This window comes from Fredinandcohnia onubensis (genome assembly GCF_002734285.1).
In the GTDB taxonomy this organism is placed as follows: domain Bacteria; phylum Bacillota; class Bacilli; order Bacillales; family Bacillaceae_L; genus Ferdinandcohnia; species Ferdinandcohnia onubensis_A.
In genome coordinates, this window is sequence record NZ_NSEA01000008.1 from 281,606 (window position 1) to 298,830 (window position 17,225).

The window sequence follows — 17,225 nt, forward strand, 5'->3', positions numbered from 1 at the left end:
AGATGTTATTATTACTACTCTTCATATTCAGGTGGTATTAATTCTTCAGGAACTTCGATTCCAATCTCTTTTAAATATTGAACAGCTCCAGCATGTAAAGGAACCTGTGAGTTTAATGTTAGTTCTGTAATATCATTCTTTGCTCCTATTGGATATGCTGTATCAATGTCATTCTTTCCGTCTTCGGAAATTGCCTTAAGCATTTTGTAACCTATATCTTTAGGCAGTTTACTAGTTGTTTGTGCACCCATTAATACCGTTACAGTATGAACATCATAGTCAATGCCTTCATAAGTCCCCGCAGGAATTGTGTAAGGAACTAAATATTTGTACTTCTCTGTAATCTTTTTGATGTCTTCCTCCGGGATACTAAGCAAATCAATATCCAGTGAACCTTGAATTTGTTGAACAAAACTATCCGGTGCAGGTCCTGCTTTGCTGGTTCCTATTATTTGTCTATTTACTACAGCATCTGCAGCGTCCGCTTGAACAGCTGGAAAATAGTCAGGTTCTATTCCAAGCTCTTCAAATACGATTTTCGTAATAGCTTCGGCTGATGAATTTGTAGAACCCGGATTAAACTTTTTACCGTTTAAATCAATTAACTCCTTGACACCAGAGTCCTTCGTAACTATCCACTGTATTGGCGTTGAATCAAAATACCAAATTAACCTTAAGTCCTTAAATGGTTCATCCTTAAAACTTCCTAACCCATTATAGCTTTCATAATCCGTACTACTTACAGAGTTGCCAACTGGAACCATTCCATTACGTACTCGCTTTGAAATATCTACGGCACCTTGTGATTCTGTTACAGTGAACTTTAATTCTGGATAAACCTTTTCAATTGCTTTTGTGGCTGCTACCCAATAACCATATAACGCTGAACTAGCGGGTGGAGCACCTATAGTGAGAAACTCTGTTTTTCCTGATGAAGTTTGCTTGCCTCCCGCACTTGAATTATTCGAGGTATTACCACATGCTACCAAACCTAACATTGTAACTAAAATTGTAGTTATGAAAATCCATTTTCTCAAAGTTAAATCCCCCTTATTTTCCCGATTATTTGAAGACGCTTTCAGAGATGATAAAAATACATTCCTCCTTTATTTTAAGTTTTAATATAAATTTGCTTATAAATTATTTTTTGCAAATTTAAGATTGTTTCAACAACACTTCCCCCTAATAAAGTCTTAACTGATTGAAAATTTATGTAATTTTCGGGAAGTTCACCTATGTATAAATAATAATGTATACATTATTATAAAGTCAATAATGTATTTAATTTTTTCTGAAAAGTCTAATCATTACTAACAATTATAATATTATTTAATCACAAAAGGTCCATTTAGCTAATGTAATGGACCTAATGCTAAAGAACGGATCTTATTCATCCCTTATTTACTTGTCGATATAGAACCAGTTAGTTTATTCGTATATTTTAAAATCATTTCTTTGTCAACTGCTTTATGTATTATAAAATCACTAAGAATCAGTTCCAATTCAGATGCCCTCCTCCATTTTTCTCCTTATAATTTGTATCATCGTAATCCTGTAATTCTTCCATAATCTCTGTTATTTTAATAGCTTAAAATAAAAGCACAAAAAGGCGTTGGTAGAACACCAATGCCTTCCTTTACTACATTAACTTCTACTATATTTAATTATTCCATGGCGTTGGGTTTAAATGTTGGGTGTGGAAGTGGCTCACCCAGTCCTTGAAAAGGATGGAACATTTTATATTAGACTACTTTAGGCAGCTTGTGGTATTCATGAGACAGTATCCATAACCTTAACTAGCTCCGCTTCAAAGTCACTCGGTTCATTGGCATAGTTATATATTCCAAGAAACTTCTCAATAACTGCAGGATGGGCGCTGATTAACTTGTTAACAGCATCCTGTTGCTCAGAGATCGGTTCATTTTTGGAGAGCTCGCAGCCCATGTAAAAACGGACCATGAATTCAGCTTCAATTGAATGTTGATACTCTTCTCCGATTTGGTCCCATTGGCTTAGTTGATTATTGTACCTTTTAAGAATATCGGCCAGTAACTGAGCTCCCCGGATGGCATCATGAATTCCCTGCGCCATTGCGGGGTCCTTGAAGCATATGGCATCCCCAACGAGCGCCCAGCCTTTGCCCATTCCTTCGTACCAGTAATTTTCATATTCATGCAATCCTCTAATTGGTTCTATAAGGGTTGCTGTCGTAAGCCTTGCTCCAATTGTTGTGTTTGGGAATTGTTCTGTTAATAGCTGACGAAGGCTCTCTTCACTGTTCTGTTTGAATTTCTCTAGTAAGCCTTTATCGGAAAGTGGAAAGTTTGCAGTCACAACATAGTTGTTCTCATTAGTCGGAAAAAGAATGGCCATATTCTTTCCTCTTTTGTAAACTTCGAATTTCGCTTCGCCATCGTGCTGAAAGTTGGAAAAGTAACCAAAGTAAATTGCAACAGTTGAAGGACTGATGATTTTCTGCTTGCTCCTCACAAGCTTCCGAACGATCGAGTGTCTTCCATCCGCTCCTACTATAAGTGATGCCCTGAATTCCCGCAAGATCCCTGACGAATCTTCTCCTTTTACCCCAGCAGCTATGACGTCTCCATCATAAATTAGATCCTTTACCCTAAACCCTTCCATTACCGTTACATTTTCCATAGACCCAGCCTTTCGAATTAAGATATCATCAAGGTGCGTTCTTCGGATGCAGTAGGCTGTGTCCTCACCGGCAACAACAGGAATGGGCCCTTCTATTACGGTATCTTCAAATTGGAATTTAATCGACTTAACCGGTGTCACATTGGTTTTTAAGACTTCGTCTAACACACCAAGGTCCCTCAGTAAAGCTGTTGTATTGTTAAAAAACGTATTCGTCGACAATGTGTCACTTGGGAATGTGGCCTTGTCCACCAATAACACCTTAAACCCTGCCTTAGCCAAGTAAATTGTTAACGCAGAACCCGCACATCTTGCTCCTGTTACAATCACATCATAGTTCTTCTCCACCGTCTCACTCCTCGTTTCTTTAATCAGTCCCCTCTTAAAAATATTGTTGAATGGACTTAATTATTCCATTTTGTACTGTGAGGCGATGTGAATTAGTGACGTTTCTCGGAGCAGAACATACTACATAATACTAGCGTTAATCTGGAACTGTTGCTTAAGACTACTAATATTATTATCACGGAATATTTTTATTACATTTTGTTATTTAAGAATGTTGTCTGCGCAGTATGAATACAATAAGAAAGACGACCAGCAATGATCGTCTACTTAACAGATTTATTCAAAATTTGATATCTAGATAAAATTTTCTTACAAAAGTACAGTTTTCAACGCATCATATAACATTGAATCAAAACTTTCAAAGGATTGGATTAACGTGCCAGAGGGTTTATCCAATTCAACGTAATTATTTTCCTTCGAGTTGTAACAATACCACGCTGTATCAGAATCACCAAAAAAGATATATTGTCTTTGCCAATCATTTTCATACCAAAGCTCATTCGTCTCAATAAACCCATGAACTTCTTCTACATCCTGTTCAAGCAATCTCTCATCAACACCATAGAATACTAATCCATTAAAATCTAGTCCATTTATTTCTTTTAGAAAATTAACATATGAATCAGGTAAAACAACGTTTTCAAATTTTTGATTAACTTCATTTTTCATCTTTATAATTTCTTCCTCACTTGCTGGATTTCTAAGGGTACCTCCATATTTTTCTTCAATTTTTGCTAGTTCTTTCAATAAGTCTATCCATTGAGACATCGCAAAATCTTCCCTTCTATTTAAACGGTTTTGATGGATAAATATCTTCTTCGAACAATGGCCAGTTGATCGTTTTACTTTGCTTAGGTAATAATCCTTTAGTTAATGAGTTTTGTTCATTTGTAATCGCCTTATGATAAGGGTCATTCTTTATTAATACCAGGTTAGTAAAATCATTTGTACCACCATCATCTAAAGGTAAATTGTGATGAACTTGCCATCCTTTCGGATTAAGACCATCTTTCATTCTAGCAATATCTGCATCACTTAAGCCTGCTGTTCTTAAATATTCAACTCTTTGAGGGTCGTTAGCAAATTCTTTAAGAAAATTTTTTCTTACTGAACTATTAAATTCCCTTCTAAGTTTTGCTGTTTCGTCAGGCAGCCTTTTGGTGTAGATAATTTCTTCTACCTTTACACCTTTTAAATGAACTTTTTCTCCTTTTAAGGTTCCAATAAAATAATCCTCATTGTTATTTTTACCGGTCCCCTTAGCAACACCTTCAACTCCATTAACACTCTTAACATCCACTTCATCCACCTGCGAACTCTTAATTCGCTTGATCAAATCCTTTGCCTCACCAAATGCATCCTTAACGGTTTTATTAACTACTCCTACACCTGCAAGGGCCTCTTGTCTGATTTGTGGAATTGGAATGTCTCCAAATCCTCTCTTCACTTTATCAAACCAAACCTTTGTTGCAGCGATTGGACCTTTTACCACTTCATTATACACGGAGCGGAATGCTTGTTGAACCCTTTTCGGATCTAGAACGTTTCGTATTTTCATAAAAGCTTCGGGTGATTTTGCTAGGGAAGGGAGACCCGCTTTTACACCTTTTACTGCTGCTTTCCCTCCAACACCAACTGCTTTTGCAGGTGGGACAAATGTCAGTGCTAGAAATCCTACAGCCAGTACACGGTCTCCTGCTGAAAGCTTTTCACCGGTAATGGGATCGTACTCACTAAATACTCGCTGGATGTCATACCAGCCCACGAGTTCAAGTAAAAACTCCCCTACTTTACCAGACATCTTTTGTTCATCGTTTTTCATATTCGCAGCGGTCAGCTTAATTAATTGTTGGGCATCATCAAGCTTGCTTTTGTATTTTTTGATCGAGTATTTTAAATCAGCTTCTAAATTATGTATGGAGCCTGGAACAACTCCTGGGAAATTAGCAAGCATGGAAGAAAAATGCCAATTAATCGCATCTAAAGCATCGTCACATTCCCGCTCTGCTTTTCCAATTTGACTAGCAAAATCCTCTAACTCCTCGGCCTTAACTTTAATATCGCTCATCGCAGGGCCTCCGCTTTAGCTAGTAATCTTCGAATCTCTTTGTTGATTTCTTTGATCAACAGCTCACCCTGATGATTGATTTTGTTCCCCGTACTATTGATTTCTGCTGCAATTTCCTCATACGCATCTCTTGTCTGCCCCTTCCATTGATGCGCATAACAACCGTGTGCAGACCGATAAATCTGTTTACTATTGCCCATTCTGCTTAATGCCTGATGAATATTCGAACGATAGCCTTCTAATATATCAGCCATCATTAAATATTTCCGGCGTTGCACTTTCCTCTCGATTTCGTCTATAAGCTCCATATTCCTCTCCTCTTAGGTAAATGTCATATTGTAAATTTTACCAGTTAAGAGCTTTTTTTTTATGATTCAAAAGGCACAAATATATTTCTCAAAATAGGGGGCGAAAGGGCTATTTTTCAGTATCTGCTATCCTAAAAAAATTGAAACAAAAGATGCTGGTCTTCACCGTTTGTCATTTTCTTGTTTGAAGAACAAAATTTACATAAGTAAATGACATAAAAAAATTGTCTAAAGCAATAGATTAGAATAATATTTCTATAATCATATTAGATACCAAAACGACTAAACGGCCTTAGCCCTATAAAATAGAGCTAAAGCCGCAAAGATCATTTTTATTATTTCCACTGTCTATTAGGCAGTAGCAGTTCAATTTGTTAAACTGCGCTTTGTACACACAGATAAGTTACAGGAACAGACAGCTTGATCTTGACTAGAAGAAGAAAAGGCCGAGTAAATGACCCCATGTGTTTTTATTACAATACCAACCAAATAATCAAAGTTCTATTTATCGTTACTATCTGACAGAAAGTATTATTTATATATTTCTTTTCTTACTTTCAACTATTAACCATTTGATAAAATTATAATCCTCTATACCTACATAACACTTCATTGCAAAATATGTGTTAATTTTATATGCGATAATATCGTCAAAATCACTATTATTTTCAACATTTACTTTCCCAACATATTTGATAATTTCTTTTTCGCATGAAGGAAAAAGAAATACATTTTCTACGCCAACAATTTTTTTTAACTTCATTTCTAATTTCTTGTTAGGAAACCAAAAGTGTTCCGATTTAATGTTATTAAAAATAGTATAAGCATAGAAGAGTTGTTTCACCACATCTGGCCATCCTGGCAGATTAGTATCTATATTGTAATATTTTGCGTCAAGTATATACAATTTTTGTCCAAATAAGAATATTATGTCTGGCCTCTGATTTTGAACTATAGCATTACTTTCAATCTCCCAGTTGAGCTTTGGGATTATTTTTTTCAGTGCTTTGTACTGATTTCTGAATAATTCACTACAAATTAACTCCCATACATTTTGAAAATATGGTGTAACTAAAATGTCAATATCATCTTCTTTGCTTTTCTCTTCTATACCAGATAAAAAATCTATCATTAATTTTATTACATTTATTTCTCTTTCAATAAACGTGCCGTTTAGTTCATTTTTTAAGAATTGTATTGCATATGAGATGTCAATAGTTAGCTCAGGTGTTCCAATATTGTCAATATTTAACTCAGGGGATATTCCAATTAACCAGCCATACTTTTCTATACTCATACTTACACAATATCTATGTAAAATAGAGAGTTTATTTTGTTGATTTATAGTAATTCTTTTTGAAATTATATCAGCATAAATGACAGATCTTCTAGTAAAAATAGGTTGCCTTTTATTTATTGTTGCTCCCCAATCAATATTTCCTGTAGACTGTAGAGTATTTACTCTATTTTCCTTTACTAAGAAACCATTTTGAGTAAAATCTTTAATAAGGTTATAAGCCGTTAATAGACTCTCATTTTGATGTCCCTCGTCCCCACCCATAAGATCCATCTTTTCATCATTGAAATTTGCATCACTTCGATATTTTAATAAGGTCTCGAATAACACCTGAGCATGTTTCCTTAAATTCTCTTCATGAGATGGGAGTGGATATGTTTTAGGGAAAATAATAATAAAATTGTTCCTGTATATCACAATACCAGTTGCTATAAATTTAATTTTATTTTGCCTAACGTTACAGACCCCTCTATCTACTAAATGATTTACAATGCCTATTGGAAGCTCATCAATTTCGTATTCATTATGTTCAAGGAAATTATAGCTCAGACTCGTTCTGCTCATCTATCCCACCATATACTTGCTTATTTTCAGCAACCCTAGATTCGGTACTATTTAGTTCCAATTCCGTTTTAATTGAGAGCTCTTCTTCTTTTAACTCGTAAATACCATTCTTAATATTCATTACATCTGAGCCTCTTGTAAAATTTGTTATTAGTTCTGAGTATGTTCTAATTCCACGATCAAAAAAATCTTGTCTTTTATACCTAACAACATCATCCCATAAATAAATTAGTAACTTTGAAGCAAAGCTGTTATTATCACTTATCTCGTCAGGACTAATAAAATAAGGTCCTATTAACCGGTCTTCATTTATTCCCATGTCCTTAAGCTTATCGTTGATAGCATTAAGAATATATCTCCATTCAAACTCTTCTCCTGCATAACTGATTAGACTATTCTCATGTACAAATCCCTTTTCTTTAATTGGCATATATTTAAACTTCCAACGACGCTTAAATGCAGAATCAAGTACGTAAACACCTTGATCGGCACTATTCATCGTTGCAACGATATTCATGTTACGGGGGATATACAAACCTTCCATAAAATGATGTTTTATATCCTCAAGCGACATTAAATAGTGTTTTAATTCCTCTTTGGGATTTATTTTGTACTGACTACTACCGTCTACTCCTCTATCTAACAATTGGAAAACATCCCCAAATACCGTTGGTGCATTTGCCCTGTTTATTTCTTCGATAAGCAAGGTATATTTCATTGTTGGATTTCGAACAGCCTTAATTAAAACATCAATAAAAGGACCAGGAGAAAATTGGTAATCAATAATTGGTTCACCTTTTTGAAATTTATCACCGCTTAATCTATATAGAGTAGAATCTGTGCTCTTATATAGAGGTGTAGGCTTATAGCTCCCAACGAAATCAAAATAAGAGTACTCTGAGTGAAAGACAACTCTAACGGTATTCGAAAAGTTTTTCTCAAGATATCTACTCTTTCCTGTGCCCGGTGCTCCGTAAACTATCAAATTCTCAGCAGGGACATCCGTGAGTTTAATAAATTCCTGTACTTCTTCCCGCATATTAAGCGCTTTTTCCTTTAATTGTTTATCAGAAGCTAAATAATAAACAATTTCTGCGACATAGGTTTGACTAACGTTTACAAGTCCTAACAAGTTTAATGTTGGAGAAACATAGTAGTCATGCCTATCTATCGTTTTACTTCCAAACCACCAGTTATAATCAGTTAAAAGTCTACAAAGATACGAACCACTTTTTTTATCCTCACCAAAATATTCTTCAATTGCTTCTTTTATTTCAGGAGCAAACTCCTCAATCTGCTCATCTTTTAAGTTTTTAATTTTCGCGAGGAATTGCTTTCTGCTCATGCTATTAATCTCAGAATCAGCAAGCTCTTCCACGATCTTTTTATATTTAATTAATTCAGAAACAAACTCTACTACAAATGTAGCGATATAGAACCATTGGTTTGGGCAGAATATTTTATTATTCGAACTTGGAGTTATTTCAGCCGAGTAATCAAAGAATTGAATAGAAGCATTTTTAGCCTCAAGTACCTGTGAAAGTCTATCTTTAAAATCTCTAGTCAATTTAAAGTCTTCGTTTTTAAATGTATTTCGGAAATGTTCTCTAGAGGTAATAGCTAACTGGTTTAAATCTCTTAACACAAATGTATCCTCCATATAAATATCTTTTTTAACTATATTCCCATTATAACCCACTCCGTTACATATTTTGCAAATCATTAGTTCAAACGAACCATCATATTATCCTCTATTCTGTTCCAACAAACCAAATTATCCATTAATTAACTTCAGTAAAATTAGATATTTTCCCCTCTTATTTAATAATAGTAAAAGGTGGATAGAAATAATTTATTTCAATCCACCTTTACAAAGTTTTGGAAAAACTATTATTGTTTTACCAAGATCTTATCTTCAACTTTCAGAAGAGATGATCTATAATCTGTTAAAAAATTTACTGTATCCATTGCTTCAACCATATTTTTTGCTATGGCTTCAACCACAGGAACTGCTACTGAATTACCAAATTGTTTGTATGCCTGAGTATCCGAAACTGGTATAACAAATTCTTCTGGGAATCCTTGTAATCTTTTACATTCAGTTGGTGTGAGTTTTCTTGGATTTTTCTCTTTTCCTTGATCTATAAGAATCTCACTACCATCCTTATAATATCTAGCACTAAGTGTATTGGTATAAGGACTGTCCTCATTAAAAAGTGAAAATCCAAATCCATTCCCTTTTTCTTTGTGCATTTTCTTTCTTCTTAAATGGCCTTCATACAATTTGTCGGAAATTGTATACTTCTCATCTACATTTTCAAGAAGTATATCACCTAATCGTGTAGGACCACAAGGTGGGACTGGGAATTTAAAAGGTACGAGCTCTCCACCGGTTCTTTTATTAAAGCCAACCATATATATTCTCTCGCGATTTTGGGGAACACCAAAATCGGCAGCTCGTAAAACCTCTGCTTCAAACGTGTAGTCTAAATTCTCCAAAGTTTCCTTAATCTTTGCAAAAGTTCTACCTTTATCATGACTTCTTAGATTCTTTACATTTTCAAGTAAGAACGCATCTGGTCTTTTTTCAGCAATTATCCTAGCTACATCGAAAAATAAAGTTCCCCTTGTATCTTCAAATCCTTGTTTCAAACCAGCCTGCGAAAATGCTTGACATGGAAATCCTGCTAAGAGGATATTATGATCAGGTATTTCTTTTTCATCAATCTTTGTAATATCACCTTCTGGTTCCTCACCAAAATTAACACGGTAAGTTTTCGCTGCAAACTTATCCCACTCAGCAGTAAAACGATTATGGCCACCTAATTTTTGAAAGGCTAAGCGAATTCCACCTATTCCTGCAAATAGATCTATCATAAAAAATTTAGAATCTTCTATTTTGGGATTTAAAAACCTAGGTTCTTCCGGAAAATCTCTTATTGCTTTTAATTCAAGGCTAGAAGGTTTATGTTCGCCGTTCTCCCATCTCCTTAGATTTCGATCCCCATACTTCCCTAATATTCCAAGAGCATCGGCAAACTCTTTTTGAGTAAGTCCTAATCTTTCTCTCTTCTTTTTAATTTCTTCAATCTCCATAATCCGTGTCTCCTCCAGGACGATTTGTCCTATTAATAACACAAATTATACAGAACATCTATTCGTCTGTCCACTCTTTTGCTAAGTTAATTTAATATAAACTAATATATAGTTTCAAAGATTACTAACGGATATCCTATCTTAAAAGCAGTCATCCCTATAAAATCAATATATCATTTATGTCAATTAACAAGGTTCAGGCTTACTCCAATTATATCCAAATGAATATTAATCTTAGTCTTAGTTAAGTTTGATATAAATTACCTCATTTATGAACGTAAATAGCAAAATTCCAATAAATTTGGTATTCATAATCCCGAAAGTACTCCTTAATCAGTCCTACTTTCTTAAGTTGTTCTAATACCACATGGAATCTAGTAGAAAGTGATTGTTTGACTTTTGATGATGATATATGGTTTCTTTTCGCATAATCATTTATCCTATTTGTATTCTTGTACCTTAACATGTAAAGACTTTTTAAAAGTTCTTTTGTTACATATCCTTTTGAATTACTATTTTCTATTAATAACCTTATGATTGTAACAAACTCTTGGGTCATTTTTTTATCATGAGCAAATTCAGAGGCTAACATTTCTACACGATGTTCGTGAATGGTTAATGCCATGTTTGAGTCCTCTCCCAAAAGTTCTTTTTTTGTCATAAATGGGATGTCCTTAATAGTTCCAGCCTTATTCTTGAGTAAAAATTCAAACCAATCGTTTGGTTCCTGTTTTTGTTGAACCACATTATTATTCACCCGAGTTGTAATAACTGTTTGCTCCTTAACATTGTCTGGGTTACTATTGTTATCTTGGTTATCTACAGTAAGAGAAGGTTCCTTTACTTTATGAACGATTTCATCAGTGGTTGTATGATCTTGATTTTTGTGTTCAATTTGGTTCAGTTCTTTTAAGAATGTATCAGTCAGCAGAATAGACTCTCTGATTTCCTCCATTTTTAATGTGAAAAGTTCTTTATCCTGTAAGAGTTCATTCTCAAACCAAATGGAGGATAAAGAATTACGATAGTTAGTAAAAACACGTTCCATATAAATGCCTAACAAAGAAAGCTTAGAATAAAAGCTTTGCTTATCTACTTTCATTCGATCATGTAGCTGGCTTACATTTAGTGATGAATCAACATTCAAATTTTCATACCAATTTTTAATAAAATTTTGTATGTTGTTTTCACTGGCATTTGATTTAAAATTATTTTGCAGCACTTTAATTCTTGAAATGTCTCCTAGCCAAAAAGAGGATACAACTTCATTTAAAATTTTATCGTCCGTATTTTGGAATAAATGTGAGTTTTTCAAAAAGTATGCATGAATAATAGTTAAAGGATATACAATAAATTGCTCGATAATAGATTGTTCCAATGCTTCTAGAAATGACTTTTTTATGTCATCTATGTTTGCATCAATCATTCCTTGTATTCTCCAGCCTGTCTGTTCAATTTCAAACTCAAACGAAACTGGTAAATGAAAAAGTTTTTGTACATTCCATGATGCACCGAATAATTTCACATTCCAATCTGATACCATCGGTCGTATAATAAGTATTTCCTTTCCATTTTTTTTATAAGTCATGTGATATGAAGAAATTAACATAGTCTCTACTGACTCATCTATATATCCCTCTTCGAATAAGACGGTTTCGAGAATATCTATTCCTTCCAGTACTTCTGCAACTGGCTTAATTGCTTTATTAATTTTTGAGTCTTTAAATCTTATAAATTGTTTCATGAATTAGATCACCTTATCTATTTAAACATTGTCTTCAAACCCTAGTATCACATTAATTCCATCATGTATTTCTTTAAGTTTATCTTGTTCTTCCATTAGTGGAATCATACGTTCTGAACGTTCTTTTGCATTAAGATCTCGATTTGATGCAATTTTTAAAACTTCTTCCTCAATCATTTTTTGCTTTTGGTTAAGCTTTCCTGATAATTGACTTATTTTTTCTTTTTGTTCTTCCATTGCGGTTTTATATTTCTCGATTATATGTTGTAACTGACTTCCTACATATTCATCCATTCAGGTCTTGTCCTTTCCATTTATTCATAAATTGGTCTACCTTTTGGAAGTATGAGTAAATTTCTTGTGCTTCCTTATAATTATCTTCTAAAGATTTAATATCACCATTGATAAAACATTCAACTACTTTGTTATCTATCTCCTGTTTTATTTCACTAGGATTAAGTGTAAGGCTTACTATCTCATTAATGATTGACTCTATAGAAAACTCATCTGATTCAGAGGCATCCACTATTTCATCTTTACTTTCTTCATCAGATTGTGATTGTACATCTTTATCTAAAATCTTCTTGTCTTCATCCTCTTCATGAGATGCCTTAGCATCACTAATGTCATCTTCACCAATTAACCATTTAAATGAAAGCTTATTTTCAGCTTGGTCTCCAAGCTCATCTTTATAATATCGTGATATTTTATTAACATAAACTTTCCAAGTATCTTCTACTACATCATATTGAAAGCATTCATTTTGCTTTAGTAAATTTTTCAATTCATAGGTAGTAATTACCTTCATATCTAGGTAATGTTTAAATATTTCATTCATTGTTAGCCCAGATGGATAACAAGATAACAACTCATAAAGAATTGTAAATTTACTACTTCTCTTCGCAAATTCAAAGGAATCCTCTATTTGGGATAACTGACTTTGGTCTGGAATACTTACATCACTTTTTTGTTTTGTAACAGTCAACGTTATTTTTTTATTGTCATCAATATTCATAATAAATTCTTGATCAGGTTGGAGACCTGCGTCAGCAAAAAAATCCATGACTCCATTGCCAAACAGATAACAATAATTATAAATCCACTTCCAATGAAACTCGTATGTGTATCCATTAAAGTCTACATCAAAAACACCTTGTTTTCTGACCTTCATTCTTGTAAGGCTTGCCATTTGTTGCGATACTCTAATAAATCCTTTTACACGTTCAGCATATAGAACTAAATGAGATGCTTGCTTTGGTTTCGCGCTTGTTGAAACAACTGTTGGACGAATAATAGGCGAAGAACCATAGCTCCATAATCCATCTTGAATTTCATTAAAGTCTTTATTTGCACGAATAAAAGATTCAACAGCTTTAAAGTAGTATTTAAAACGTGCGTTATTCTTGTTAACATTAAAAATATTCGTTACGATTTCATCGATCGTAAATGCTTTTCCCGATTGTTTTACATAACTCATTATATTTGAACTCTTGCGAGAAATTTGGTAATCGTAAAATTTATTTTCCATCATTCAGTTCTCCTCGCTTGATTTGTAATTCACATTATTCTTCATTACTTGTCAAAACCTGACATTATTATTATAGCTTAGTTTACAAAAAAATCACCGTTTTCGTGTAAACGATGATTTTAATATAAAAAAGATTAATTCAGTTTTATCTTTTTATACAACTTTTCATCTAGTTCTTCAACAAATGTTGAAAATGGACGAACAGCTGAAATTGTTAAAGTATATTTCGCTCTAGTCATAGCAACAAAGAATTTTCTACGTTCGGCTGCAAGATGATCTTCTTCATCTATACCCGGAGTTGGACTTTTATACGGTAAAAATCCTTTTTTTAAGTTCGTTACGATTACATGATCAAATTCCAAGCCTTTAGCTGAATAATACGAAACGAGTTTGACTCCCGGTGTTAACATATCTGTTTCATCTTCTTTTACCATTATCCAAGGTATACCCGCTTCATCAAGGGCTTCACTAAATTTCTCGAGTCGTTTACTTGATTGTCCAATTACACCGATTGTGTCATCTGGAAAATTGTTTTGATAACGTTCAACTAGAGTTACTATAGTGTTTACTTCCTTGTCTAAGCTATCAGACTCAACTAGAATAGGAATTTGACCTGACGCACCCGGCAAAACTGTTTCCGTATAGTTCTCATCTTTTAGAAGGGTTTCATCATGTTTTTGAAAATCTTTAGCAAGCCTAATTATTTCTTGAGTTGATCGAAATGTTTCATTTAAAAACTTGCTTCGACCTTTCGTTACATCTATCCCAATATCTTTCCACGAAAAATTTCGGTGGTATATTTGCTGCCCCTTGTCTGCACCAATTGTAAGACTTTTCTTCGCAAGTTTAGAGATAGCTTTCAATTGCATAATGGTAAGATCTTGCGCCTCGTCGACTAGGATATGATCTGGTTTTTTGTCATCAGGTATTTCCCCAGCGTATTGATCCAATAACAAAGCAACATCATCAAAATCAATACTTCTATATTGAGGAGAAGATAACATTTCATTATATTTCTCTAAAACATCATAAATGGTCTTCCTGTGCTCTTTTGAAACTTTTATTTGGTTCCCTCTTCCGCTTCGAAGAATATTCATATAGTCATCTCTACTTTTTATGCCATTCCCTTTTATCCAAGAAATTTCGCTCATTAAAAATTTAATTAATTGTCGAGCTTGATTCTTTTCACTACTCATTTTTGGAAAGCTTGCATCAACATATCTTTTTCGTACAGTGTAAAAAGCATACTTCATCACTTCAAGATGTTTATCACCAATAAGTCTCGCGTTTTTCACACCCAATTCTTTTAGCAAGTGTATGCCCCATTGATGGAACGTACTTGCTTCTACAGGTTGGTCTCCACTTTTTAATGATAGCTGTCGAATATATGTTGTAAGTGATTTATTATATGCTAAAAACAGAACAGTTCCGCTATTCTTCATCTGAAGAAAGCGTGCTCGTTCAAGTAACACAGTTGATTTACCGGAGCCAGGTATTCCTCGAATCAATAGATCTCCTTCAGGAACGAAAGATACACATTTTTCTTGGCCTTTTGTTAAATTAATTTTCTGTTGTTCCAACAAAAACCCACTCCAATGTTAAAAATCGTCATTTTCAAATAATGCCATCAATCTCTCTTTTTGTTTTCTTTCTTCATCTTCTTGTGTTTCTTTTACCTTGTTTACTACATGGACAAGTTCTTCATCAGTAGAATTATTTTGATCATCATCATGTTTCCTTGCAAAGTAATCAAGAAGTTCTACATCTTTTCCTTGTCCTTTACATTCTCCAAAGAAATCGGGTCCATGAATTCCATTTCTACCTAGGATATAAAGGCGATCCTGTGCACGAGTAATCGCCACGTAAAACAATCTACGTTCTTCATCGGTATTTGGCCTTGAACCATGTGGAAAACTTTTATCTCCAAGAAACATGACAAAAACAACTCTAAATTCTAATCCTTTTGCTGAATGAACAGTTCGGATTTGCACACCATCTTCAATTTCAATGGAGTCCTCATCTGAACTAGCATCTATTAGAAAATCGAGTGCTTCGTATCCAAAATTAGCACCAGATTCAATTGCTTCATGTAAGATAGGGATTATTTGCTTTGAATCTACATCACGAATTTCTTTATCTAATAATCCTTGCTTAATGGAAGCAATTATATTTAAAAGCTCATCATCATAATGATATTGACAGAGTTCCTCAGTGGCTTCATATAATTTCTGTTTGTCGTTTTGGTTACGCTCTTTTATCCCAACTGGGATATTTAATTGCTCTAATGCCGTTTTCACTTCTGTTCCTTGAGGTGAGAATTCACTATCTTTTCTAACTAGTATTGTAATATCAGAATAAGCAATATTTTCTTCAAGTACAAGTTTTTGAATCTCTTCAGCTATATAAGTAGCAGCAGTACTAATTCTAGGGGTATGAATAAGTCTTACTTTATTATTTGTAAGTTGATATCCTTCAACCTCTTCAGCAACAGTCATAGCGGGTGTTAATACCTTTTTATAAGTCGAATTACCTAATGACACAATTCTGTTTGCAACCGCTAAGATGTTTCCACTTGATCGATAGTTTTCAGTTAAATGAATTGGTTCAAGAACAGATATACCTTTGTCTTGAATTCGCTTTTGAAAATCAAGAATGTTTGAAACATCTGAACCATTGAATGTATAAATAGTCTGTTCATTATCACCAACAACATTAATATAGATATTTTCTCCAGCTAGTAAAAAAGCCAATGATTCTTGAGCCCTTGAAGTATCTTGATATTCATCAATAAACAAATACTTCAACCCTTGCTTAATTCTTTTAATTGTTTGTTGTTCTGGATGTCTTAATACCAAAATGGCTTCCGAAATTAACCCTGGGTAATCAATTTGGTTTGTTCTTTTCAAAAATGTATTATATCTTTTCCATGCCATTTTTAAATCGTTGCTTAAGACAGGTATTTTTACCGAGTGTTCTACTTCAATTTGAATGACTTTACCCATTGGTAAATCATTAGGTGAACAAACAGCCTGACCCAAATCAGGATGACCTTGTCGAATTGAGTCAATCGCTTTTGCATATAATATATGCATACTGTCTTTATGGTCAATATCTTTAAAGAATGTTTTACTTTTCCGCTCAAAGGTGGATAGATTTGAATCAATTATTTTAAATCCAGGTTTTAACCAAGTTTCTCCCAAGCTTGCTGCAATTCGTAAAATTCGAAATGCCAAACCATGAAATGTCAAAGTTTCAATAGGACTTCCAGTACCTGCTTCTTGTCGATATTGTTCTAGTTTATTAATTAAACCCGACCTTGCACTTCTAGAAAAAGATAGTGCAAGCATTTGAGATGCTTCTACATTTCTTTCAATTTGTAAAAATAATATTCTTGCTGCAAGGGTACTCGTTTTACCTGTACCTGCAGCTGCATTAATTAATAAATGACCTTCTGGAGCTGTAACAGCCTTAAATTGATTTGTATTTAGCTGTTGAATGAATGGTAACATACGATTCACCCTTTCCGTTCTAGTTCTATCTACCTATAAAACTATCATAAATTCAATTAAATATCGATAAAAAAAAGGAATTTCCACTAAAATAGCGAAACTTCA

The 17,225-nt window shown here is 33.8% G+C and carries 13 protein-coding genes; all 13 read right to left on the reverse strand.

The window, feature by feature from the left end:
- Positions 1–14: 14 nt before the first annotated feature.
- Positions 15–1,037 (reverse strand): TAXI family TRAP transporter solute-binding subunit, encoded by a 1,023-nt coding sequence (locus CKJ95_RS09345; RefSeq protein WP_099353140.1) that lies wholly within the window; start codon positions 1,035–1,037, stop codon positions 15–17.
- Between the two features lie 733 nt (positions 1,038–1,770).
- Positions 1,771–3,006: an NAD(P)/FAD-dependent oxidoreductase gene (locus CKJ95_RS09350; protein WP_099353141.1), complete on the reverse strand. Its 1,236-nt coding sequence runs from the start codon at positions 3,004–3,006 to the stop codon at positions 1,771–1,773.
- A gap of 309 nt (positions 3,007–3,315) precedes the next feature.
- Positions 3,316–3,774, reverse strand: coding sequence for a YrhA family protein (locus tag CKJ95_RS09355; protein WP_099353142.1), 459 nt, complete (start codon positions 3,772–3,774; stop codon positions 3,316–3,318).
- A 16-nt stretch (positions 3,775–3,790) separates the two neighbouring features.
- Positions 3,791–5,074, reverse strand: a complete 1,284-nt coding sequence (locus CKJ95_RS09360) for a pre-toxin TG domain-containing protein (RefSeq protein WP_099353143.1) — start codon at positions 5,072–5,074, stop codon at positions 3,791–3,793.
- Positions 5,071–5,352 (reverse strand): hypothetical protein, encoded by a 282-nt coding sequence (locus CKJ95_RS09365; RefSeq protein ID WP_142353934.1) that lies wholly within the window; start codon positions 5,350–5,352, stop codon positions 5,071–5,073. Before CKJ95_RS09365 ends, CKJ95_RS09360 begins: the two co-directional genes overlap by 4 nt.
- 565 nt (positions 5,353–5,917) lie before the next feature.
- Entirely contained in the window at positions 5,918–7,243 is a 1,326-nt protein-coding gene (locus tag CKJ95_RS09370; RefSeq protein WP_099353145.1) for an LlaJI family restriction endonuclease, read from the reverse strand.
- A complete protein-coding gene (locus CKJ95_RS09375; protein ID WP_180271459.1) occupies positions 7,218–8,888 on the reverse strand; it encodes an AAA family ATPase in 1,671 nt (556 codons plus the stop codon). Before CKJ95_RS09375 ends, CKJ95_RS09370 begins: the two co-directional genes overlap by 26 nt.
- A 245-nt stretch (positions 8,889–9,133) precedes the next feature.
- The gene (gene dcm / locus CKJ95_RS09380; protein ID WP_099353147.1) at positions 9,134–10,339 is read right to left on the reverse strand and encodes a DNA (cytosine-5-)-methyltransferase; all 1,206 of its coding nucleotides are present in this window, start codon (positions 10,337–10,339) and stop codon (positions 9,134–9,136) included.
- Positions 10,340–10,604: 265 nt separating this feature from the next.
- Entirely contained in the window at positions 10,605–12,083 is a 1,479-nt protein-coding gene (locus tag CKJ95_RS09385; RefSeq protein ID WP_099353148.1) for a hypothetical protein, read from the reverse strand.
- A 21-nt stretch (positions 12,084–12,104) separates the two neighbouring features.
- Complete coding sequence (locus CKJ95_RS09390; RefSeq protein ID WP_099353149.1) at positions 12,105–12,377, reverse strand: hypothetical protein; 273 nt, start codon at positions 12,375–12,377, stop codon at positions 12,105–12,107.
- Entirely contained in the window at positions 12,370–13,560 is a 1,191-nt protein-coding gene (locus tag CKJ95_RS09395) for a hypothetical protein (protein ID WP_142353935.1), read from the reverse strand. Before CKJ95_RS09395 ends, CKJ95_RS09390 begins: the two co-directional genes overlap by 8 nt.
- Before the next feature lie 185 nt (positions 13,561–13,745).
- Positions 13,746–15,191 carry a 3'-5' exonuclease gene (locus CKJ95_RS09400; RefSeq protein WP_099353151.1) on the reverse strand — a complete coding sequence of 482 codons (1,446 nt, stop codon included), beginning with the start codon at positions 15,189–15,191 and terminating at the stop codon, positions 13,746–13,748.
- Between the two features lie 18 nt (positions 15,192–15,209).
- A complete protein-coding gene (locus CKJ95_RS09405) occupies positions 15,210–17,120 on the reverse strand; it encodes an ATP-dependent helicase (RefSeq protein ID WP_099353152.1) in 1,911 nt (636 codons plus the stop codon).
- Positions 17,121–17,225: the final 105 nt, after the last annotated feature.